This is a genomic window from Streptomyces sp. NPDC038200, assembly GCF_055600785.1.
Window position 1 is genome coordinate 256812 of the sequence record NZ_JBVJYH010000011.1, and the last position, 21324, is coordinate 278135.

Here is a 21324-nt window from a genome sequence, read left to right on the forward strand (position 1 = left end):
GTGAGAGGGGCCGGTGCCTTCTGGGCACCGGCCCCTCGCGGCTTTCCGGGATCAGTTCACGGTGACCTCGGCGTGCGGGAAGAGAGCGGCGTAGCGCGCGTCGGGGAGCCGTTCTTCCAGCCCGTTCTCCAAGGACACCGAGCGGACTCCCGGCAGCCGCGCCGCAACGGCGGAGAGCCCCTCGTAGCTGCTGACTCCGGACAGCTCCAGATCCTCGACGTGCGGCAGCTCGGGCAGCTGCTCAAGGATGTCCACACCGTTCAGCCTGAGACTGAGGGACCGCAGACCGGTCCAGTGCTCCAGCCCGCGCAGCCCGGTGGAACGCAGGCTCTGGTGGCTCAGGTGGAGGTATTCCAGCGGCGCGTCGACCGGCAGGGCCTCGCGGAGGTCGGGGCCCGGCAGATCCGCGCCCCACACCACGAGGCTGGTGAGCGATGTCAGGGACCGCAGGCCCGTCAGGTCCCGGACGCCGAGGAGAACCAGGCTGGTCAGCGGAAGCGCGGCCAGGTGACGCAGTCCCGTCGCGGCCGGGCAGGAGATCAGCTGGAGGGTGCTCAGCGAGCTGAACGGCAGCAAGGCGCCCAGGTCGAGGAGTTCGGGATTGTGCTCCAGCAGGAGCGCCGTCACCACCTCGGGGGCCGCGGAGTGGGCGGCCACGATGTCCTCGGCCGTGTGCGAGCCGTCGAAGCGCAGAAGGGGCCAGGGGCGCATCCGGGCCAGGGCGGCCCGCTGTTCGGCGCTCCGGCAGTCCAGCAGGAGGTCCGTACGGTCCAGGTGGTCCAGGACCTCCGTCGCGTACTGCTCGCTCTCGAAGCGCCCCCACGTCCCCACCAGCTGCCGCCTTACCACCAGGCTCGGATGCTCCCGGAATCGCCGCAGCACCGCCAGCGCCCCCTCGGGCTCCTCCTCCCCCAGGAGCGAGGCGGTGACCGTCACCCCCCGGGCCTCCTGGTCCGTCAGCCCCTCTGGGCCCGGGAGCAGTTCCAGCACCAGGGGACCGGCCTCGGCCAGTGCCCTCGCGTCCCCTGTCGTCCGGGGCGGTATCAGTGCCCCGGCCCGCGCCTCCACCTCCGCGCGCACCGCCGGCTCCAGGGCCGCCGCATGTTCCAGGCAGGCCAGTGCCAGCAGGGTCAGCCGGGGTGTGTCCCGGTCGAGCAACCGCCGGAGGATCGAGGACCGTTCGCGGGGCCGGGCATGCGCCACCGCCATGCGGATGACGTCCTCCCACTGGCTGTCGCCGGCGTGGCCGACCAGGACGTCCAGGTGGCCCTCCGCCACCGCGTACCGGGCCGCCAGGTAGTCCTGGAAGGTGCGGTGGACGAAGTCCACGACGCCCTCCGCCGGTTGACGCAGCGTTCCGCTTCGCAGCAGCAGCGCCCGCAACACGGTCGCCGCGTCGCCCTGGGCCGAGGCGACCGTGGGCAGACACCGCTCCACGATGCCCTCGGCCGTGGCGATGTCCGTCTCCGTGCGGCCGCTCAGCACCAGCGCGTACGCCAGCCGCTGGAGCAGCTCCAGCTGCACTTCCTCGCCCAGTTCGACACCCGTCCCCCGTTCCCGGTCCCGGCGGCCGAGCAGCATCGTGAGGGCGGCGTCGTACAGCTCCTTGCGTCCGGTGGGGAGATAGCCCCGGCGTTCCCGGTGCAGGGCGCAGATCAGGCCGCACATCAGGGGGTTGGTGGCCAGCCGGGCCAGGTCCCTTTTGGTGCGCAGGGAGTCGAGGAGCGGGCCCTCGAACTCCTGGGCGTCCGCCGCCTGGTGCCAGCGGTGTACGAAGGTCGCGATCTCGGAGCGCCGCATCGGGGCCAGGGCCAGTTCCCGGAAGCCTTCCTGGGCCAGCCAGTCGGGGCGTACGGCGGTGGGGCGGGAGGTCAGGAGCCAGTCGTTGCCGGGGTAGGCCGTGAGCAGGGAGCGCAGCCAGTCGCGGGTGCGGTGGCGGTCGGCGGCCGGGATCTCGTCCAGGCCGTCCACCAGGACCAGACCCCGGCCGGCGGTCAGGACGCGGTCGGCCCAGCCCTCCGGCGGGGTCAGCGGGCAGCCGACCGCTTCCAGGAAGCCGGCCGGCGCGGGCAGCGGGCCGGTGCGGACCAGGGTGCGCAGGGGGAGGACGTACGGGACGCGGCCGGTGCCGCGGGCCGCGGTGACCGCCAGCCACTGCACCAGCGTCGTCTTGCCGGAGCCGGCGTCGCCGCGCAGCAGCACCCGGGAGCCCCCGGCCAGGGCCTCCTCGGCGGGCAGCCGGCCGGGGGTGACGGGCGGGCGTCCCCCGTCCTCCGGCGGCGTCTCCTCCGCGGCCGTCGCCTCCAGGCTCAGGTAGGCGACTTCCAGGGGCCAGCGGTCGGGGGAGTCGCGCAGATCGATGCCGTAGATGGTGATGTGGTTGTGCCGGTCGGCGACGTAGGGCAGGTAGCGGCGTTCGAAGGCGAGGTCCAGGGCGTCGGGGCGCGGGGTGCGGGCGATCAGTTCGTCGACCCGGGCGATCAGTTCCCGCTGGGTCCGGGTCTGCTCCACCAGGGTCCGGGCCACGAACGTGGAGCGGCGGGTGAAGAACTCCAGGATGTGCAGACAGGCCCACTCGGTCGCCGAGTCGAGGAAGGCGCGGGCGTCGGCGGACAGGCCGTCCGGGGGCGGTGCGTGGCGGTGCAGCAGCTGTGCGAGGTCGTGGCTGCCGAGCCGCACGGCCTGTACGTCGTCCATGTCCAGGTCGCCGAGGGCGAGCAGCCGTCGCGTCAGGGTGTCGGTGACGGCCGTCTCCTCGTCGGGCGGGAACGGCGGTTCACCCGGGGAGGACACGGCCTCCGCCACCACCCGGCCGGCGAGCCTGCGGATCTCCTGCTCGCCCAGGGTGTGCTTCTCGCCCCGGAACGACACCAGCGCCGACAGCCGCACCGGCCGGTCGACCAGTCCCGCGCCCGGTCCGTCCTGGCGGAACAGTTTCTTCACCAGCGGGCCGAGCAAGCTGGAGGCCAGCTTGCCGCCCAGTACGGCCGGCTCCATCCGCCACCCCCCCGTGTGCGTACGACGTAAGGATGGAGCCTAGCCAGCGGGCGCGGCCCTCGTTACGACAACTGGCCGTCGTAGTCGGGCAGCTTGAACGTCTTCTCGGCGTGGCCGCCGGAGAGGTCCGTGGGACTGTTGCCGATGTTCGCGATGATCGTGTAGCCGTCGTTCTCGATGCCGACGCGCTGGGCGGTCTTGTAGGCGGCGACGTCCTTGAAGAGGTCGAACAGGCCGCGGACGTGGAGACCGGAGACGTCGTAGCCGTCGTGTTCGAGGTTGTACTCGGTGGGCCAGTACAGGATGCCGGGGCGGGCGGTGACGAAGAAGAGGGAGACGCCGTGCTCCTGGGCGTAGCGGGCGGCGTCCAGGACGGGCTTGTTGGCCGGCTGGGGGTAGCTGAAGCCGAAGTCCGTCTCCAGCGTGGTGTTGTCGATGTCGAAGACGATCGCCTGCTTCTCGCCCGGCTGGGCGGCGGCGATGCGGGCCTTCAGATACGGCAGGGCCTGGTCCATGACCGCCTGGCAGTCCCGCTGCCAGGTCGCGTGGTCGACCTTGGCGGCGGCGGTGCTCGTGGTCGCGGCGTCGGCCGGGGCGGCCGTCGCGGCCGGGGCGGCCAGCGCGGCCAGTGCGGTCACGGAGACGGCGGTCGCGGAGATGCTGCGCGCCCGGGGGCGTCTGGTCATCGGTGGGGGTCCTCTCGCGTCTCTGAATGTCAGGGGCATGATCTGAGGCGAGGGTGGCGCGAGGGGAACCGTAGGGTTACTGGACGGTAGGTGCATAGAGGTCTGCATCACATTTCCAGGACCGTCGGTTTGGGCGGCCGGTGATTAGGGGCACAGGCCGGAAGTTGCCTACTAACGGGCATAGTGAGTGGAAATAGGCGGATAAAAAGGACTTTTGTCGCCGAAGGTGTCAGGGGAAAACCCCGTCGTCAGAGGCGGTGTCCGCCGGGCGCGGCGCGTGTCAAGAGGTGGTTGGTTTTGTACGCACCTACTACTTGGCGCCGTAGATGGGCCCTTTGTCGGCTCTCGGGTTGCTCGGTTATCAAGGGATGGCCGCACCGGCAGAGGTCCTCGTGGACTTCCGTTCGCCGGGTGGCCGACCTGCTCCCCGACATCACGAGGTCCCGATGTTCCGACGCTTCACGTCCCGCTCCGCTCGTACGTCCTCGCACCGCAACCGCGTGGCCGTCCTGGCTGCCGGAATCGGCGCCACGGCCGTGCTGGGCACCGGGGTCGCGAGCGCCGCCACCGCGTCCGCCGGCTCCTGGGTCGACCCGGTGAAGAGGTACACGCTCTCCGCCAGCTTCATGCAGGCCGGCAGCCACTGGGTCGCCAAGCACAGCGGCCAGGACTTCGCCGTCCCGACCGGCACCGAGGTCCTCGCCGCGCACGGCGGCACCGTCGTCAAGGCCGGCCCCAACGGCGCCGGTGACGGCCCCGCCTACGGCAACGCCGTCGTCATCAAGCACGGCAACGGCACCTACTCGCAGTACGCGCACCTGTCCCGGATCGACGTCAGGATCGGCCAGGTCGTCGCGACCGGCCAGCACATAGCCCTGTCCGGCTCCACCGGCAACTCCACGGGTCCGCACCTGCACTTCGAGATCCGTACGACCCCGAACTACGGCTCCGCCGTCGACCCGGTCGCGTTCCTGCGCGCCAAGGGCGTGACGGTCTGACCTAACCCTGCTCGTGGGCGTGCTCGTGCGCCTGCCTGACCAGGTCCAGGGCGACCTCGAGAACGGCTTCGCGCTTCTTCCCGGGGTCGCCTTCCAGGTCCTGCATCAGGAACATCCCGGCGTGCAGCGTGAACATCGCGCTGACCGAGCGCACCTGGTCGACCAGGTGCGCCTCGGGGTCGATGAGGATGTTCCGCAGGCCGCGCATCCGGTCCTTGAAGATGTCGCCGATGCGCAGTTCCCGCACCGTGGCCTGGTTCTCCTGCATGAAGCGGAAGAGCGGTTCCGCGCCGGAGAGCGCCTCGCTGTAGCGGCGGACTATCTCCTGCTTGGTCTCCAGGGTGTGCGGTTGCCGGCCGCCCCACTCGATGAGGTCCTCGATCGGCTTCGTCAGGTCCTCGAAGAGGCTGACGATGATCTCTTCCTTCGTCTTGAAGTGGTAGTACAGGGCCGCCTTGGTGACGTCGAGTCGCTCGGCGATCTCCCGCAGGGAGGTCTTCTCGTAGCCCTGCTCCGCGAAGAGTTCGAGCGCCACGTCCTGGATGCGCTGGCGTGTGTTGCCGCGGCGCTGCTGCTTGGTGCCGTCCATGGTGACGCCCATCCTCGTACTCCTCGCGCTTCCGCGAAACTTACTTGACGCCCGGCTAGTAGCGGGTCTACCTTCCCAGTGTAGTGAGAACTAGCCGGGCGGCAAGTAAGTAGTCGTCGCAGGGGGAATGGGAAAGACGATGGCGGACAACGTCGAAAGTGTCACAGAGGGCAAACAGCCCAGAAGTGTGCGAGTAGTACTGCTCGCGCTCATGATCGCGATGATGCTCGCGATGCTCGACAACATGATCGTGGGTACGGCGATGCCCACGATCGTGGGCGAACTGGGCGGCTTGGAGCACCTCTCCTGGGTCGTCACCGGTTACACCCTGGCCACCGCGGCCTCCACCCCGATCTGGGGCAAGCTCGGTGACATGTTCGGCCGCAAGGGCGCCTTCCTCAGCTCGATCGTGATCTTCCTGATCGGTTCGGCGCTGAGCGGCATGGCCCAGGACATGGGCCAGCTGATCGGCTTCCGGGCCGTGCAGGGTCTGGGCGCCGGCGGTCTGATGGTCGGCGTCATGGCGATCATCGGCGACCTCATCCCGCCGCGGGAGCGCGGCAAGTACCAGGGCATGATGGCCGGCGTCATGGCGCTCGCGATGATCGGCGGTCCGCTGGTCGGCGGCACCATCACCGACAACTGGGGCTGGCGCTGGGCCTTCTACATCAACCTGCCGCTCGGCGCCGTGGCGCTGGCACTGGTCACCGCGGTGCTGCACCTGCCGAAGAAGCGCTCCAAGGCCGGCATCGACTACCTCGGCGTGGTGCTGCTCACCGTCGGCATCACCGCGATCGTGCTGGTCACCACCTGGGGCGGCACCGAGTACGCCTGGACCTCCGCGCGGATCATGGAGCTGACCGGCATCGGTGTCGTCGCGCTGGTCGGGTTCGTGTTCTGGCAGACCAGGGCCGCCGAGCCGGTCCTGCCGCTGCACATCTTCCGCAGCCGCAACTTCACGCTGATGTCCGTCATCGGCTTCATCACCGGCTTCGTGATGTTCGGTGCCACGCTCTTCCTGCCGCTGTACCAGCAGGCGGTGCAGGGCGCGTCCGCCACCAACTCGGGTCTGCTGCTCCTGCCGATGCTCGGCGCGATGCTGGTGACCTCGATGGTCGCCGGCCGGGTCACCACCAACAGCGGCCGCTACAAGGTCTTCCCGATCGCGGGCGGCGTGCTGATGATCATCGGCCTCTACCTGCTGTCGACCATGGACACCGGGACGACGCGCCTGACGTCCGGCGTCTACATGGCCGTGGTCGGTGCCGGCATGGGCTGCCTGATGCAGATCACCATGCTGGTCGCGCAGAACAGCGTGGAGATGAAGGACATGGGCGTGGCGTCCTCGTCCACCACCCTGTTCCGGACGCTCGGCTCCTCGTTCGGTGTCGCCATCATGGGCGCGCTGTTCAACCACCGGGTGCAGGACGTCATGACCGAGCGGGCCGGCGCGCTGGGCAAGGGCATCACCGAGAAGTCGGCGCAGCTGGACGCGGCGAGCCTGGCGAAGCTGCCGGCGGCGGCCCGCGAGGCCTACCAGCACGCGGTGTCCGCGGGCACGCACTCCGCGTTCCTGCTCGGCGCCGGGATCGCGGTGCCGGTGCTGATCGCGGCGCTGTTCGTCAAGGAGGTGCCGCTCAAGGGCGGCCCGCAGAAGCCCTCCGCCGAGGGTGCCGACGCGGCCCCCGCGGCGATGGTCGAGGCCGTCTGACGTCTCCCTCGGTTCCCTCGGTCCGAAGGCCCCGGTGCGTGTCCGCCACCGGGGCCTTCGGCCGTTCCCGCCCGCCCGCCCGGTGCGGCGGAGCCGGGCGCACGGGGCGTTCCCGCCGGTCCGCGCCCGATGTCAGTGCCCCGTGTCACCATCGGGCCATGGACAAGCTCCGCTGCCTGCGCCTGGCCAAGGACGCCATGGACCGGAACTGGGCCGACCCCGGGCTCGACCTGGACGCGGTGGCGGCCCACGCGGGGTACTCGCGCTACCACTTCCTGCGCGCCTTCAAGGAGACCTACGGCGAGACCCCCGGCCGGTATCTGACCCACCGGCGCATCGAGCGCGCCGAGGAGATGCTGCGCAGCGCCGACCTCACGGTGACCGAGATCTGCACACGGGTCGGCTTCAGCAGCCTCGGCACGTTCTCCGCCCGCTTCAAGGAACGGACCGGACTCACCCCGAGGGAGTACCGGACCGAGCACGTCGGCCGCGGCGCCGCCCTCATACCCGGCTGCTACGCCATGCTCTGGGCCGGCGGCTTCGGCACCGCAACATCGAAGAAGCGCACCGCGCCCCGCCCTGCCTACGGTGACGAGCGGGAACAGCAGCCGCGCGACAGGAGAGCGGAGCCATGATCAAGGGCTTGGGCATCACCACCGTATGGACCACCGACCAACAGCGGACGAAGGCCTTCTTCACCGAGAAGCTGGACTTCGAGGTGCGCGGCGACCTCGCCCTGGGTGACATGCGCTGGGTCACCGTCGGCGCCAAGGACCAGCCCGACGTGGAGCTGGCGCTGATGAGCCTGGACGGCCCGGGTCTGGACCCCGAGTCCGCCGAGGCGTTGAAGAAGCTGGTCGCCAAGGGGGTGCTGGGAGCCGGAGCGTTCCGTACGGACGACTGCCGGGGTGACTACGAGAGGTTCCGCGCCCGCGGGGTGGAGTTCCTCCAGGAGCCGCAGGAGCGGCCGTACGGCATCGAGGCCGTCTTCCGGGACGACAACGGCAACTGGTACTCGCTGACCGAGCGCAGCGAGGAGCTGGACTTCTCCAAGGACTTCGGGTGACCGCGGAGTCCGCCGTGCTGCCGGACCACACGGCGGTACGGGTGGCCCTGTGGCGGGCGCTGCATCTGCGGGCCGATCCGCCGCCGCACGTCATCGAGGACGAGGTCGGACTGCGCCTGGCGGATCCCGGCGACGGCTGGCGCTCCCGCCCGGACATGGACGAGCGGGACACCCGCCCCGTGCGGGCGTCCATCGCGGCCCGCGCCCGGTTCGTCGAGGACCTCGTCGCGGAGCAGGCCGCGCGGGGAGTGGACCAGTACGTCGTCCTCGGCGCCGGGCTGGACAGCTTCGTCCAGCGCCGGCCGGAGGTCGCCGCGGGCCTGCGGGTGTTCGAGGCGGACCGGCCCGGACCGCAGGAGTGGAAGCGGCGGCGGCTGACCGAACTCGGGTACGGCGTCCCGGACCGGCTGCGGCTGGTGCCGGTCGACTTCGAGGGGGACTGGTGGGGGCAGCTGCTCGCGGCCGGTCTCGACCCGGGCCGCCCGGCGGTCGTGGCCTGCACCGGCGTCACGATGTATCTCACCCGGGACGCCATCGCGGCGAGCTTCCGGCGGATCGCCACGCTCGCCCCGGGCTCCCTGCTCGCCACCACGTTCCTGCGGCCGGCCGAGGACGTCGAGCCCGAGCTGCGGCCCTTCCAGCAGGCGGCGGAACGGGGCGCGCGGGCCTCCGGCACACCGTTCCTCAGCTACTTCACACCCCCGCGGATGCTGGCCCTGACCCGCGAGACCGGCTTCCGCGACGCCCGTCACATCTCGGCGGAGGAACTGACCCGGCGCTACTTCGCCGACAGGACGGACGGGCTGCGGCCGTCGAGAGCGGAGGAACTGGTGGTGGCGACCACCTGAGCAACCCGCGGCGAACACGCCCGGCGGCACCGGGCGGTCACCGTGTCAGCCGCCCCCGGACGACGGCAGCATCGGGTAGCTGCCGGTGTTGGTCGGCGCGTGTTCCGGCAGCCACAGAACGGCCACCGCGCCCTCCGCGGGGACGTGGGCCGGTGCGCCCGGCGGCCGTACGTTGCGGAACGTCAGCCGGGCGCCGATCACCCGGGCCTGGCCGGCCGCGATGGTCAGCCCCAGCCCGTGCCCCTGCCCGGCGCGGTCCTTGCTGCCGGTGCGGAACCGGCTCGGCCCTTCGGCGAGCAGCTCCTCGGGGAACCCGGGGCCGTGGTCGCGGACCCGGATGACCCGGCCCTCCACGGTGACCTCGATCGGCGGTCTGCCGTGCCGGGCGGCGTTGGCGAGCAGGTTGTACAGCACCCGCTCCAGCCGCCGCGGGTCGGTCGTGACCTCCGACTCGTGCACCACCCGTACGGCGATGTCCGGATCCTTGGCCGCCACCCGGCGCGCGACGAACTCGCCGAGCATGATGTCCTGCAACTCCGCCCGCTCCGAGGCACTGTCGAGCCGGGCCACCTCCAGGACGTCCTCGACCAGCGTGCGCATCGCCTTCGCCCGGTCCAGCACGAGTTCCGTGGGCCGGCCGGGCGGCAGCAGCTCGGCGGCCGTCAGCAGACCCGTCACCGGCGTGCGCAGCTCGTGCGCGATGTCGGCGGTGACCCGCCGCTCGGCCTCCAGGCGCTGCCGCAGCGCGTCCGCCATGGCGTCCACCGCCCGCGCGAGATCGTCGGTCTCGTCCCGTACGACACCGCCGATGGCCGCGCGCACCCGGACGTCGGTCTCCCCCTTGGCGACCTGGTTCGCGGCTGCCGCCGCCTTGCGCAGCCGGCGGGAGAGCTGACCGCCGATCAGCACGCCCAGCGCGCTGCCGCCGAGCACGACCGCGACCGAACCGATGACCAGGGCCTGGTCCAGGTCTTTCAGCATGTCGGTGCTGCGGTCCGGCAGATGGAGGTGCACGGACAGCACATGCCCGTCCTTCACCGGCACGGCCGCCCAGATGTCCGGATCCCTGCCGTGCTGGGAGACGTCACTGGCCCGGCGGCCCCGCTCCACACTCCTGCGCAGCGCGACCGGCAGCTCCGGGTCGTCGACCTTGACGTACGGGAAGATCGGCCCCCGGTTCAGCTCGTAGTTGCGCTGGGCCAGCAGCAGACGGTCGTTGGCCAGGTCGCGCGCGTTGTCGAGCATCGAGACGCGGGCCGCGTTGTGCACGACCAGGCTCAGCACGATCGCCACCAGACCGGCCACCAGGGCGATCGCCGCGCTGAGCTTCCATCTGAGCCCGGTGCGCAGGCCGACGCGCTCCATGCGCCGGGCCGGGTACCGAAGAATCCCCCGCATACCGCCGCTCCGCTCAGGCCTTCAGCTTGTAGCCGAAGCCGCGGACCGTCTCGATCCGGTCCTGGCCGATCTTCTGTCGCAGCCGCTGCACGTGCACGTCCACGACCCGGGTGTCCCCGCCCCAGCCGTAGTCCCATACGCGCTCCAGCAGCTTGTCGCGGGAGAGCACGGTGCCCGGCGCGGAGGAGAACTCCAGCAGCAGCCGCATCTCGGTCGGCGTGAGCGCCACCGGCTCCCCGGCCCGGCGCACCTCCATGCCGTCCGTGTCGATCACCAGGTCACCGAAGCTCAGCGTGCCGCCGGTGACCGCGGCCGCGGACTCCTCCGCCTGCGCGGACCCGCCGGCGTGCCCGAAGCGGCGCAGCACCGCGCGGATCCGGGCCACCAGGACGGCACCGTCGAACGGCTTGGTCACGTAGTCGTCGGCGCCCGCCTCCAGACCGAGGACGACGTCGATGGAGTCGGCGCGCGCCGACAGCATGATCACCGGCACGGTCGACTCGTCCCGGATCCGCCGGCACAGGCTGACGCCGTCCAGGCCCGGCACCATGACGTCCAGCAACGCGATGTCGGGGCGGTTCGTGCGGAACGCCTCCAGTCCCGACAGTCCGTCGGGCATGGCGGTCACCGCGAAGCCGTCCCGCTCCAGGGCGAGCTGGGTGGCCTCACGGATGACGTCGTCGTCCTCGACGAACAGGACGTGGGTCTGGTCTGCCATCCGGGTGCTCTCAGTCCTCATGGTCTTACGTGGGGGTCGGGTCAGTTGTCCGGCATGGGGGTCGGGCCCGCGCCGGCGGCATCGCTGTACTCGTTGCGGGTGGGCTTGCCCGGGAGGAACCGGCCCGCCTTCCAGGTGTAGGGGGTCACGACGTCACCGGACGGGCTGGAGATCGAGTCGTCCTGCTCGTAGAACTGCCTGGTCACCGACAGGGTTCCCTGGTCGATCTCCGCGTAGACCGGGGACTCCTCGCTCTTGAAGACGTTCGTGAACACGCCGTCCTCGTCCCGGTACACGTACGAGCCGATGCCGACCCAGTCGGCACAGGTCATCACGTTGATGACGACGTCGTCCACCGAGGCGCCGGTCAGATCGCCGTACGAGACGTCGACCTGGTACTCGTCGCCGTCGCACGGCTTCAGCTCCCGTTTGACCGTCCCCGACACCTCGGGGTCGTGCTTGAGCAGCGCGATGGGATCCACCTTCCGGTACCTGCCGACGGTGCTGGGGGAGGTGGGGGAGGCGCCGACGCCCGTCATCGCGGAGGCGTGCGCCGGGCCCTCGTCCCGTGCGCCGGTGCCCCCGCCGCCGCACGCGGCGACCAAAAGGCCGAGGGCGGCGAGCGCGGCCCCCACCGCGATCACCGCCTGTGTACTTCCTCGGGCCCCGTCGGGCCCGGACCCGGTCAGGCCGCGCAACGCTCCCGCTCCTCACGCTCCAGCGCGCGTGCGTCCAGATCGCGGGCCTCCAGCTCCTCACGGAGCCGGGCGAGCGCCCGGTGCAGCGTGCTCTTGACCGTTCCGGCCGACATGCCGAGGGCCGCGGCCGTCTCCTCTGTGGACATCTGCTCCCAGTGTCGCAGCACCACGACACTGCGCTGCTTCGGTGCCAGCACCTTCATGACGTCCATCAGCAGGGCCCGGTCGGCGTGCTGCTCGGTGGAGTCGTCCACGGAGGCGTCCGGAAGCTGCTCGGTCGGCACTTCCTCCAGCTTGCGCGCCCGCCACCACTCGGTCCGCGTGTTGATCATGACCCGGCGCAGATAGGCGTCGGCGAGCCGCTTGTCGGCGATCCCTTCCCAGCGGCCGTACGTCCGTACCAGCGCGGTCTGCAGCAGGTCCTGGGCGTCGACCGGGTCCGGGACCAGCCGGCGGGCGCTGCGCAGCAGCGCGTCCTGCCGGGTGCGGACGTACTCCTCGAATTCGAGCACCTCGCCCTGCGCCATGATCAACCGCCTCCGTTCCCCGTTGTACTTCCGGCTCGTGCCCGAAGTCCTGCCGTTCCCCGTGTCCGGTGGTCCGCCGGGCACGGGGAAAAAGCTACGGAGTGGTTGTCACGGGGCTGTGCGTACCAGCCTGCGGCTGGCAATCGGCTATCCGTCGGTTGTGTAACGGAAGGCGGATCGGGGTAGAGAGGGCGAGGTGTATGTCCGAGTGTGGGAGGTTTTATGCCGCCGCATTCTCCGTAACGGGCGGCCGAAGGCTGTGATGTGGCTGTCCGTCAGCTCAGCGGCAGCCGATACAGACCGCCCGGCATCGGCTCCACCAGGCCGTCCGAGACCAGGCCGTCGAGCGCGCGGGCCCGCTGCACGGGCTCGTGCCACACCCGGTCCAGCGCCGCCTGCGGCACCGGCGAGAGCGCCTCCCGCAGCACGGCCAGCAGCTTGCCGCGCACCTGCCGGTCCGTGCCGGCGTACGTCTGCCCGCGGCGCGGCGGCCCCGAGTGCTCCGGCTTGCCCGCGAGCCGCCAGGCGCACTGCGCGGCGATCGGGCACCGCAGGCACTCCTCGTTCTTCGCCGTGCACACCAGCGCGCCCAGCTCCATGGAGGCGGCGGCCCAGCGTGCGGCGGTCCGCTCGTCCTCCGGCAGCAGCTCGCGCGCCAGCCGGCGCTCGGCGGCCGTGGTGGCGTTCGGCGGGTACTGCACACCCGTGACGGCCCGCGCGAGGACCCGGCGCACATTGGTGTCCAGCACCGCGTGCCGCTGTCCGTAGGCGAAGGAGGCCACCGCGGCGGCCGTGTACTCGCCGATGCCCGGCAGCGCCAGCAGCTGCCCGTGATCCGTCGGCACGTCCCCGCCGTGCCGTTCCGTTATGGCGACCGCCGCGCCGTGCAGCCGCAGGGCGCGGCGCGGGTAGCCGAGCCGGCCCCAGGCGCGCACCGCCTCGCCGGGCGCCTCCTTGGCGAGGTCGGCGGGGCGCGGCCAGCGGGCCAGCCACTCCTCGTAGACGGGCAGCACCCGGCTCACCGGGGTCTGCTGGAGCATGAACTCGCTGACCATCACGCCCCACGGGCCCGCCTCCGGGCGGCGCCAGGGGAGGTCGCGGGCGTGGGCGTCGAACCAGTCGATCACAGGGGCGTGCAGCTTCTCAGTCATGGCCTTTCCGATCCTGCCATGGGTTGGCGGGCATGATGCGTGACTCCATGGTGACTGAGCGTGGCGAAACGTGAAGAACCGTGCCGTCCGCGGCAGTTACCGGGATGATGATCCGGAAAAGTTGACGTCGGCGCGGCGGGTGACGCGAGCAAGCGCGCGGATCTCTCGTACAGTTTTCGCCGTGGGATCTCTGCGCAATCCGGTCGGGCCGCTTCCCTCCACCATCTACTGGCGTCGGAGGGTCGTACTGCTGTCCGTGGTCGCTCTGTTGGCGCTCGTGGGCTTGTGGATCGTCACCGCCGGCGGCGGAGGCGGCAAGAAGGACGACGACGCCTCCAACGGCAAGAACCCCACACACACGATCACTCCCGGACCGACACCGTCCGGCTCCGCGATCAGCCAACACCCCGGCGGACGCGACGAGTCGGGGGGCGGCGACTCCGGCGGCAGCGGCTCCGGTGGGAGCGGTTCCGGCGGCAGCGGCTCCGGCGGGAGCGGTGACTCCGCGGGGGCGACCGCCGGCTCTTCCGGTTCCGACGGCGGCTCGGGCGCGGCCTCCGGCGGCGGCGTCGGCGCGGGCGACGCGCTCCCGGCATCCTCCACGCTGCCCGACTGCCCTGCCGGCGCGGTCACGTTGAGCCTGCGCAGCGTGCACAACTCCTACTCGCCGGACCGGACGCCGACCTTCGAAATCACCGCGAAGAACGGCTCGTCGGCCGACTGCAAGGTGGATCTCGGCCCGAAGAACGCGGTGTTGACCATCACCCCCGCGGACGGGGACGACGCGTACTGGTCGTCGGCCGACTGCCCCAAGGACGCGGGGAGCCGGGTGTTCCGGGTGCCCGCGGGCAAGAGCATCACCTACACCGTGAAGTGGGACCGCAAGCCGAGCGCTCCGCACTGCGCGACGCCGTCCCCCGGCACGGCCAGGACCGGTACGTATCTGCTGGAGGCCAAGGCACCGGGGCACAGCAAGCTGCAGGCCTCGTTCGTGCTGTCGGCGGACTGAGTTCCGGACGCCACGGGGGCGTCGCGCCGGGGGGCGCCCGGACGTCGCCTCAGACGTATCGCTCCAGGATGGAGGACTCGGCCAGCCGCGACAGACCTTCCCGGACGCTCCTCGCCCGGGCCTCGCCCACGCCGTCCACGGTCTGCAGGTCGTCCACACTCGCGGCCAGCAGCTTCTGCAGGCCGCCGAAATGCTCCACCAGGCGGTCGATGATGGCGCCCGGAAGGCGCGGGACCTTGGCCAGCAGCCGGAAGCCGCGCGGGGACACCGCGGAGTCCAGCGTCTCCGGCGAGCCGGTGTAGCCCAGCGCACGCGCCACCGTGCCCATTTCGAGCAGTTCCGCGTGCGTCAGCGCGTCCAGCTCGGCCAGGGCCTCGTCGACCGTGCGGGACCGCTTCGCCGTCGGCTCGGGGACGTAGTCCCGGACGACCAGCTCGCGGTCCGGCTCGACCCCGGCGATCAACTCCTCCAGCTGGAGGGCGAGCAGCCGTCCGTCCGTGCCCAGCTCGACCACGTACTCGGCGATCTCGGTGGCGATGCGGCGCACCATCTCCAGCCGCTGCGCGACCGCGGAGACGTCCCGGACCGTCACCAGGTCCTCGATCTCCAGTGCCGACAGCGTGCCCGCGACCTCGTCCAGCCGCAGCTTGTACCGCTCCAGCGTGGCCAGCGCCTGGTTCGCGCGGGAGAGGATCGCCGCCGAGTCCTCCAGGACGCGCCGCTGACCGTCCACGTACAGGGCGATCAGCCGCATCGACTGCGAGACCGAGACCACAGGGAAGCCGACCTGCTTGCTCACCCGGTCCGCCGTGCGGTGCCGCGTGCCCGTCTCCTCCGTGGGGATCGTCGGGTCCGGCACCAGCTGGACGCCCGCGCGCAGGATCTTCGACAGGTCCGACGACAGCACGATGCCGCCGTCCAGCTTGCACAGCTCCCGCAGCCGGGTCGCGGCGAACTCCACGTCCAGCACGAAACCGCCCGTGCACATCGCCTCGACCGTCTTGTCGGAGCCGAGGACGATGAGCCCGCCGGTGTTGCCGCGCAGGACGCGCTCCAGGCCGTCACGCAGGGCCGTACCCGGCGCCACGGCGCTCAGTGAGGCGCGCATCAGGCGATCGGAACCGGCGCTCCCACCGGACTTTCCGGGAGCTGCTGCCCGGTCGTTGGCTGCCACTGCACTCCTCCGGTCGCAGGTTCTGACGCGCTTCCGTACCCGCACTCGGTTCGTACGGACGGGCGAGACCTGGGCAAAGTCTACCGGCGCTCCTCCGCCTCCCGTGGGGCCTCTCGGCGACGGGAGCGCGGCAGAACCCGGAGCGCGTCCCCTATGTCGGCGACTTCCAGGACCTTCATGCCCGACGGCACCTTCCCCGGATCCGTCGGCACGAGCGCGTGCGTGAAGCCCAGCCGGTGTGCCTCGGCGAGCCTGCGCTGCACGCCCGTGACCCGTCTGACCTCGCCCGCGAGCCCCACCTCGCCGATGGCCACCAGGTTCTTCGGCAGCGGGGTGTCACTGGCGGCGGAGGCCAGGGCGAGCGCGACGGCGAGGTCGGCCGCCGGCTCCGACAGCTTCACGCCGCCGACCGTCGCCGAGTAGATGTCCCGCTTGCCGAGCGCACTGATCCGGCCGCGCTGCTCCAGGACGGCCAGCATCATCGACACGCGTGAGGTCTCCAGCCCGGACGTCGTACGGCGCGGGGAGGGGATCTGGGAGTCGACGGTGAGCGCCTGCACCTCGGCGACCAGCGGACGGCGGCCCTCCAGGGTGACGGTCAGGCAGGTGCCCGGGACCGGTTCGGCGCGCCGGGTCAGGAACAGGCCGCTGGGGTCGGCGAGGCCCGTGATGCCCTCGTCGTGCAGCTCGAAGCAGCCGACCTCGTCCGTCGCCCCGTACCGGTTCTTCACGCCCCGCACCAGGCGCAGACGCGCGTGCCGGTCGCCCTCGAAGTGCAGGACGACGTCCACCAGGTGCTCCAGCAGGCGGGGGCCCGCGATGGCGCCGTCCTTGGTGACGTGGCCCACCAGCAGCGTGGACATGCCGCGCTCCTTGGAGGCGCGGATCAGGGCGCCGGCGACCTCCCGGACCTGGGCCATGCCGCCGGGGGCGCCCTCGATCTCCGGGGAGGCCACCGTCTGCACCGAGTCCAGGATCAGCAGGGACGGCTTGACCTCGTCCAGGTGGCCGAGGACGGCGGACAGGTCGGTCTCGGCGGCCAGGTACAGGTCGTCGTCGAGGGCGCCGATGCGGTCGGCGCGCAGCCGCACCTGGCTCGCCGACTCCTCGCCGGTGACGTAGAGAGTGCGGTGCTCGGCACTGGCGGACTTGGCGGCCACGTCCAGCAGCAGGGTGGACTTGCCGACGCCCGGCTCGCCCGCGAGCAGGACGACCGCGCCCGGCACGAGACCGCCGCCGAGCACCCGGTCCAGCTCGGGCACGCCGGTCGAGCGGGCGGTGGCCTGGCGGCCGTCGACCTGGCCGATGGGCACGGCGGAGTTGGTCACCCGGCCCGGGGCCGTCGTCCGGACCGCGGGCGCGCCGTACTCCTCGACGGTGCCCCAGGCCTGGCACTCGGGGCAGCGGCCGAGCCACTTGGCCGTCTGCCAGCCGCACTCGGTGCAGCGGTAGGACGGGCGGTCCTTGGTGGTCTTGGTACGGGCAGCCATGCGGAAACCGTAGCCCGCGGCACTGACAACGGGACCCGCGGCCGCGCACGAAGGGCCCGCGCACACGGGCGGAAGACCCGCGAGTGGTGGAGGAGTGATCCTTTCCCGGCCACCATCCACCGGGATCCGGCCGCGGAACAAAAGGTTCCTGTCCCCTTATGAGGGATCGTTTCACCCGTACGGATTAAAACTGCTCAAGGTTCCGGAAGGGGCACTCCAACGCCGCCTACGGTCGCACGGGTGATGAGCAGCAGTCCGGAGACCGCCACCCGCACGACCGGTGCGCACCGCGCGCACCGCGACGCCCGTGAGGGACGCGAAACACGACGCGCAGCGCGTGAGGCACGCGACCGCGCCGCCGCGCGCACGATCGCCCGGCATCCGCCGGCGCGCTACGAGCCGTACCTGGACGGCCTGTTCACCTACTGCCTGGCGGTGCTGTGCGACCACGACACGGCCACCGCCGCCCTCGGTGACGTCATCGCCCTGGCCGAGCGGCGCGGGCAGCGCGTCCCGCAGGCCGCCGCCGACCGCAGGGCCTGGCTGTACGCGCTGGCCCGCTGGGCGTGTCTGCGCAAGCTGGCCGAGGCCAAGCAGAAACGTCAGGCCACCCACGCGGCGGGCCGCACCGGCGCCGGGAGGGGAACCGGCGCGAGACCCCCGGCAGGCTCCGGCAGAGCCGCCGGGAAGCAGACCCCCGATCCGGCCACCACCCCGCAGGTCCAGGAGCAGCGGCGCCGTGAACTCGCCCTGCTGGCCTGGCCCGAGGCGGCCGGCACCACTCCCGAGCAGCGCGAGGCCCTCGAACTCGCCGTCCGGCACCACCTCGCCGCCCACGAGGTCGCCGCCGTCCTCGGCATGGAGCCCGCCGCCGCGCGCGAGCTGCTCGCCTCCGCCGCCTGCGAGGTCGAACGCACCCGCGCGGCCCTCGCCGTGGTCGAGACGGGCGGCTGTCCGAGCGTGGCCCACCTCACCGGCGACAGCCGGCTGGTCCTCAGCACGGCCCTGCGCCGCGAGCTGGTCCGGCACGTGGACGACTGTCCCCGCTGCCGCCGCACCGCCGAGCGCGCCGTCCCCGGCCGCTGGCCCGGCGCCTCGGTCACCCCCGCCGAGCTGCCCGTCCTGGAGGCCCCGCGCGCGGCCCTGCACACGGCCCTGGCGCATCACGCGCGCGTGCGCGGCACCGCCGTGCCCCGTTTCGACCGGCGCGGCTTCCCGATGGACCCCAAGGACCGCGCGGCCCGCCGCGACCGGCTGCGCGCGCGTGCCGTCACGACGACGGTCGTCGCCACGGTCGTCGCCGCGCCCGTCCTCGCCCTCTGGGCCGCCTACCGGGGCGGGCCGGCCGGGGAGGACGACGGCCCCTCCGCGACCGCGCGCGAGGCGCAGGGCCCGGACGTGCTGGGCAGCGACCCGGCCGGCGGCTACGAGAACACGGGGAACGCCCGCGTGAACCCCGGCACCCGGATCGGCAAGGACGGCGAGGCGGACGTCTCGGTGGAGGTCGTCAGCGTCGGCGGAGCGGGCACGAAGGGCGTGGGCCGGCTGGACGTCAGCGCCGCCAACGACGGTGACACGACCCTGATCACCCTCACGGCCTCCGGCGCGTCCGAGGTCCGCTGGTCGGCGTCCACGCCGGCCGCCTGGCTCTACTTCAGCCGGTCCGCGGGGACCCTCCGGCCCGGCCAGACGTTGACGATCAAGGTGTACGTCGACCATCTGCGGCAGCCCTCCGGCCACTGGCGCGCGCGGGTGGCGGTGGCCCCGGCGGGCGCGGTGGTCACCATCGACGGGTACGGCACGGCACCGAGCCGCCCGACACCCCGCCCCCCGTCCGCCGACCCCACCACGCCGGCTCCGCCCACCGAGCCGCCCACCGAGCCCCCCACCACCCAGTCCCCGCCCCCCACGGACCCGCCCTCCACCCCGACGACCCCGCCTCCCACCGACACCCCACCCACGACCCCGACCCCGACGGCCACCACCCCGGACACACCGAGCCCGTCGGACACCTAGGACCCCGCGGCGGAGGCGACCGGTCGGGACCGGGCGCGCGCGAGTGGCAGAGCTGTTCCGGGGATCGGACGGGCTGCCCCCGCTCCGCGAGGGGAACCGCAGGTCAGGTCGTACCCCGGCGGGGGCGCACCGAGGGCAGGGCGGAACGGAGCCGCCGATCCCCCTCAGAAGGCAGCGGGGCCCGGGTCGTAAGGCGGCGGGACTCGGGTCGTAAGGCGGCGGGACTCGGGTCGTAAGGCGGCGGGGCTCGGGTGATCGGCGCCGGAACGGGGTGACCGGCTTACCGGGGCGGGTCCGCCGGGTGGGGGGCCAGGAGCGGGAGTTGCGACGCCAGGCGCTGCTCGCACAGCTCGACCAGGCGGTCGTAGCCGGCCTTGCCCATCAGTTCCGTCAGCTCGGCCCGGTAGGAGACGTACACCGGCTCACCGGCTCCGTGCGCCGACGTCGCCGAGGTGCACCACCAGTGCAGGTCGTGGCCGCCCGGACCCCAGCCCCGGCGGTCGTACTCGCCGATCGACACCTGCAGCACACGCGTGTCGTCCGGCCGGTCGATCCAGTCGTACGTCCGCCGGATCGGCAGCTGCCAGCACACGTCCGGCTTGGTCTCCAGCGGCTCCCGGCCCTCCTTCAGCGCCAGGATGTGCAGCGAGCAGCCCGCGCCGCCCGCGAACCCCGGCCGGTTCTGGAAGATGCAGGAGCCCTGGAAGGGCCGCGTCTGCCGGGACCCCTCCTCGTCCTCGGAGACCCATCCGTTCCGCGTGCCCTCGTCGTGGTGCTGCCAGACGTCCGGCGTGAGCCGCGCCACGTGCCCGGCGACCCGCTTCTCGTCGTCCTCGTCGGAGAAGTGCGCCCCCAGCGAGCAGCACCCGTCGTCCGCCCGGCCCGCCTGGATGCCCTGGCAGCCACTGCCGAAGATGCAGTTCCAGCGAGAGGTCAGCCATGTCAGATCGCAGCGGAAGACCTGCTCGTCGTCCGCCGGATCGGGAAACTCCACCCAGGCACGGGCGAAGTCGAGCCCCTTTTCGTCGCTCATCTTCGCCTCCTTGGAGGTTTTGGCGGACTTGCGGACCTTGTCCGTCTTGTCTGCCTTATCCGCCTTGTCAACCTTTGCCTTTTTCGTCTTTGGCACCCGTCCAGGGTAAGTGGCCCAGGGCCGCTCCGGGGACCGTGGACGGACGTTCTGGCAGTAGCGTTCCGTCCATGAGACTCGGTGTCCTGGACGTGGGTTCGAACACGGTGCATCTGCTGGTGGTGGACGCCCACCCCGGTGCGCGCCCGCTGCCCGCGCATTCGCACAAGGCCGACCTTCGGCTCGCCCAGCTCCTCGACGACAGCGGTGCCATCGGCGACGACGGCATCGGCAAGCTGGTCGGCGTCGTGCGGGACGCGCTCCAGGCCGCCGAGGACAAGGGCGTCGAGGATCTGCTGCCGTTCGCGACCTCCGCCGTCCGCGAGGCCACCAACGCCGACGACGTCCTCGCGCGCGTGGCCGACGAGACCGGCGTCCGCCTCCAGGTCCTCGCCGGTGCCGAGGAGGCCCGGCTCACCTTCCTCGCCGTGCGCCGCTGGTTCGGCTGGTCCGCGGGGAAGCTGCTGGTCCTGGACATCGGCGGCGGCTCCCTGGAGATCGCCTACGGCATGGACGAGGAGCCGGACGCGGCCGTCTCCCTCCCGCTCGGCGCCGGCCGCCTCACCGCCGGCTGGCTGCCCGGCGACCCGCCCGATCCGGACGCCGTCCGCGCCCTGCGCCGGCACGTGCGCACGGAGATAGGCCGCACGGTCGGCGACTTCAGCCGCAGGGGCGCCCCCGACCACGTGGTCGCCACCTCCAAGACCTTCAAGCAGCTCGCCCGCATCGCCGGCGCGGCCCGCAGTGCCGAGGGCCTCTACGTCCAGCGCGAACTCAAGCGCGAGTCCCTGGAGGCATGGGTCCCGCGTCTGGCCGGCATGACCGAGGACCAGCGCGCCGAACTGCCCGGAGTCTCCGAGGGCAGGGCCGGACAGCTCCTCGCGGGCGCCCTGGTGGCCGAGGCCGCGATGGACCTGTTCGGCGTGGAGAGCCTGGAGATATGCCCCTGGGCGCTGCGGGAAGGCGTGATCCTGCGGCGTCTCGATCACATGGGGTCCGATTAGCGACGCCCCGAGGGAGCACGGGTCCGTACCGCAGCGCGGCCCCGGTGTCCGGCTTCGCCGCGCGGGCGTGGCCGGTTCGTGCGGCCCCGGTGTCGGGCTTCGCCGCGCGGGCGTG

General features: G+C 72.1%; 19 protein-coding genes. 8 read left to right on the forward strand and 11 right to left on the reverse strand.

Annotation, left to right across the window (positions count from 1 at the left end; translation table 11 throughout):
• Window positions 1-51 precede the first annotated feature (51 nt).
• Window positions 52-2997, reverse strand: a complete 2946-nt coding sequence (locus tag ACZ7KF_RS23725; RefSeq protein WP_471078379.1) for an NACHT domain-containing protein — start codon at window positions 2995-2997, stop codon at window positions 52-54.
• 62 nt (window positions 2998-3059) lie between these two features.
• A complete protein-coding gene (locus ACZ7KF_RS23730) occupies window positions 3060-3683 on the reverse strand; it encodes an HAD family acid phosphatase (protein ID WP_471078382.1) in 624 nt (207 codons plus the stop codon).
• 446 nt (window positions 3684-4129) lie between these two features.
• Here ACZ7KF_RS23730 and ACZ7KF_RS23735 point away from each other — a divergent pair, with 446 nt between their 5' ends.
• Window positions 4130-4681, forward strand: a complete 552-nt coding sequence (locus ACZ7KF_RS23735) for a M23 family metallopeptidase (RefSeq protein WP_471078385.1) — start codon at window positions 4130-4132, stop codon at window positions 4679-4681.
• Between the two features lies 1 nt (window position 4682).
• Here ACZ7KF_RS23735 and ACZ7KF_RS23740 read toward each other — a convergent pair whose 3' ends face one another.
• Complete coding sequence (locus ACZ7KF_RS23740) at window positions 4683-5282, reverse strand: TetR/AcrR family transcriptional regulator (RefSeq protein WP_471078388.1); 600 nt, start codon at window positions 5280-5282, stop codon at window positions 4683-4685.
• A 127-nt stretch (window positions 5283-5409) separates the two neighbouring features.
• On the opposite strand from ACZ7KF_RS23740, the gene ACZ7KF_RS23745 reads away from it, so the two are divergent.
• The 4 genes from ACZ7KF_RS23745 to ACZ7KF_RS23760 all read left to right on the forward strand — a co-directional run bounded on the left by ACZ7KF_RS23745 (window position 5410) and on the right by ACZ7KF_RS23760 (window position 8895).
• Entirely contained in the window at window positions 5410-6981 is a 1572-nt protein-coding gene (locus tag ACZ7KF_RS23745; RefSeq protein ID WP_471078391.1) for an MDR family MFS transporter, read from the forward strand.
• A gap of 158 nt (window positions 6982-7139) precedes the next feature.
• The gene (locus ACZ7KF_RS23750; RefSeq protein WP_471078394.1) at window positions 7140-7616 is read left to right on the forward strand and encodes a helix-turn-helix transcriptional regulator; all 477 of its coding nucleotides are present in this window, start codon (window positions 7140-7142) and stop codon (window positions 7614-7616) included.
• Window positions 7613-8047 (forward strand): VOC family protein, encoded by a 435-nt coding sequence (locus tag ACZ7KF_RS23755; protein ID WP_471078397.1) that lies wholly within the window; start codon window positions 7613-7615, stop codon window positions 8045-8047. The genes ACZ7KF_RS23750 and ACZ7KF_RS23755 overlap by 4 nt, the downstream gene beginning before the upstream one ends.
• Window positions 8044-8895 (forward strand): class I SAM-dependent methyltransferase, encoded by an 852-nt coding sequence (locus tag ACZ7KF_RS23760; protein ID WP_471078400.1) that lies wholly within the window; start codon window positions 8044-8046, stop codon window positions 8893-8895. Before ACZ7KF_RS23755 ends, ACZ7KF_RS23760 begins: the two co-directional genes overlap by 4 nt.
• Before the next feature lie 45 nt (window positions 8896-8940).
• Here ACZ7KF_RS23760 and cseC read toward each other — a convergent pair whose 3' ends face one another.
• The 5 genes from cseC to ACZ7KF_RS23785 all read right to left on the reverse strand — a co-directional run bounded on the left by cseC (window position 8941) and on the right by ACZ7KF_RS23785 (window position 13387).
• Window positions 8941-10293, reverse strand: coding sequence for a two-component system sensor histidine kinase CseC (cseC, locus tag ACZ7KF_RS23765; protein WP_471078403.1), 1353 nt, complete (start codon window positions 10291-10293; stop codon window positions 8941-8943).
• A 13-nt stretch (window positions 10294-10306) separates the two neighbouring features.
• Window positions 10307-11011, reverse strand: coding sequence for a two-component system response regulator CseB (cseB, locus tag ACZ7KF_RS23770; protein WP_471078406.1), 705 nt, complete (start codon window positions 11009-11011; stop codon window positions 10307-10309).
• A gap of 41 nt (window positions 11012-11052) precedes the next feature.
• Window positions 11053-11655 (reverse strand): hypothetical protein, encoded by a 603-nt coding sequence (locus ACZ7KF_RS23775; RefSeq protein ID WP_471078409.1) that lies wholly within the window; start codon window positions 11653-11655, stop codon window positions 11053-11055.
• A 41-nt stretch (window positions 11656-11696) separates the two neighbouring features.
• Complete coding sequence (locus ACZ7KF_RS23780; protein WP_030751823.1) at window positions 11697-12236, reverse strand: SigE family RNA polymerase sigma factor; 540 nt, start codon at window positions 12234-12236, stop codon at window positions 11697-11699.
• 275 nt (window positions 12237-12511) lie between these two features.
• A complete protein-coding gene (locus ACZ7KF_RS23785; protein ID WP_471078412.1) occupies window positions 12512-13387 on the reverse strand; it encodes an HhH-GPD family protein in 876 nt (291 codons plus the stop codon).
• A gap of 181 nt (window positions 13388-13568) precedes the next feature.
• Between ACZ7KF_RS23785 and ACZ7KF_RS23790 the strand changes: the two genes are divergently transcribed.
• The gene (locus ACZ7KF_RS23790; RefSeq protein WP_471078414.1) at window positions 13569-14396 is read left to right on the forward strand and encodes a hypothetical protein; all 828 of its coding nucleotides are present in this window, start codon (window positions 13569-13571) and stop codon (window positions 14394-14396) included.
• A 49-nt stretch (window positions 14397-14445) separates the two neighbouring features.
• Here the strand turns inward: ACZ7KF_RS23790 and disA are convergent, their stop codons facing one another.
• Complete coding sequence (disA, locus tag ACZ7KF_RS23795; RefSeq protein WP_225824945.1) at window positions 14446-15570, reverse strand: DNA integrity scanning diadenylate cyclase DisA; 1125 nt, start codon at window positions 15568-15570, stop codon at window positions 14446-14448.
• An 80-nt stretch (window positions 15571-15650) separates the two neighbouring features.
• A complete protein-coding gene (gene radA / locus ACZ7KF_RS23800; protein ID WP_471078417.1) occupies window positions 15651-17060 on the reverse strand; it encodes a DNA repair protein RadA in 1410 nt (469 codons plus the stop codon).
• A 240-nt stretch (window positions 17061-17300) separates the two neighbouring features.
• Here radA and ACZ7KF_RS23805 point away from each other — a divergent pair, with 240 nt between their 5' ends.
• The gene (locus tag ACZ7KF_RS23805) at window positions 17301-19076 is read left to right on the forward strand and encodes a BACON domain-containing protein (RefSeq protein ID WP_471078420.1); all 1776 of its coding nucleotides are present in this window, start codon (window positions 17301-17303) and stop codon (window positions 19074-19076) included.
• Window positions 19077-19356: 280 nt separating this feature from the next.
• On the opposite strand, the gene ACZ7KF_RS23810 is transcribed toward ACZ7KF_RS23805, so the two are convergent.
• Entirely contained in the window at window positions 19357-20205 is an 849-nt protein-coding gene (locus tag ACZ7KF_RS23810; protein ID WP_471078422.1) for a DUF3109 family protein, read from the reverse strand.
• A gap of 71 nt (window positions 20206-20276) precedes the next feature.
• Here ACZ7KF_RS23810 and ACZ7KF_RS23815 point away from each other — a divergent pair, with 71 nt between their 5' ends.
• Window positions 20277-21209, forward strand: coding sequence for a Ppx/GppA family phosphatase (locus ACZ7KF_RS23815; RefSeq protein WP_471078425.1), 933 nt, complete (start codon window positions 20277-20279; stop codon window positions 21207-21209).
• Window positions 21210-21324: the final 115 nt, after the last annotated feature.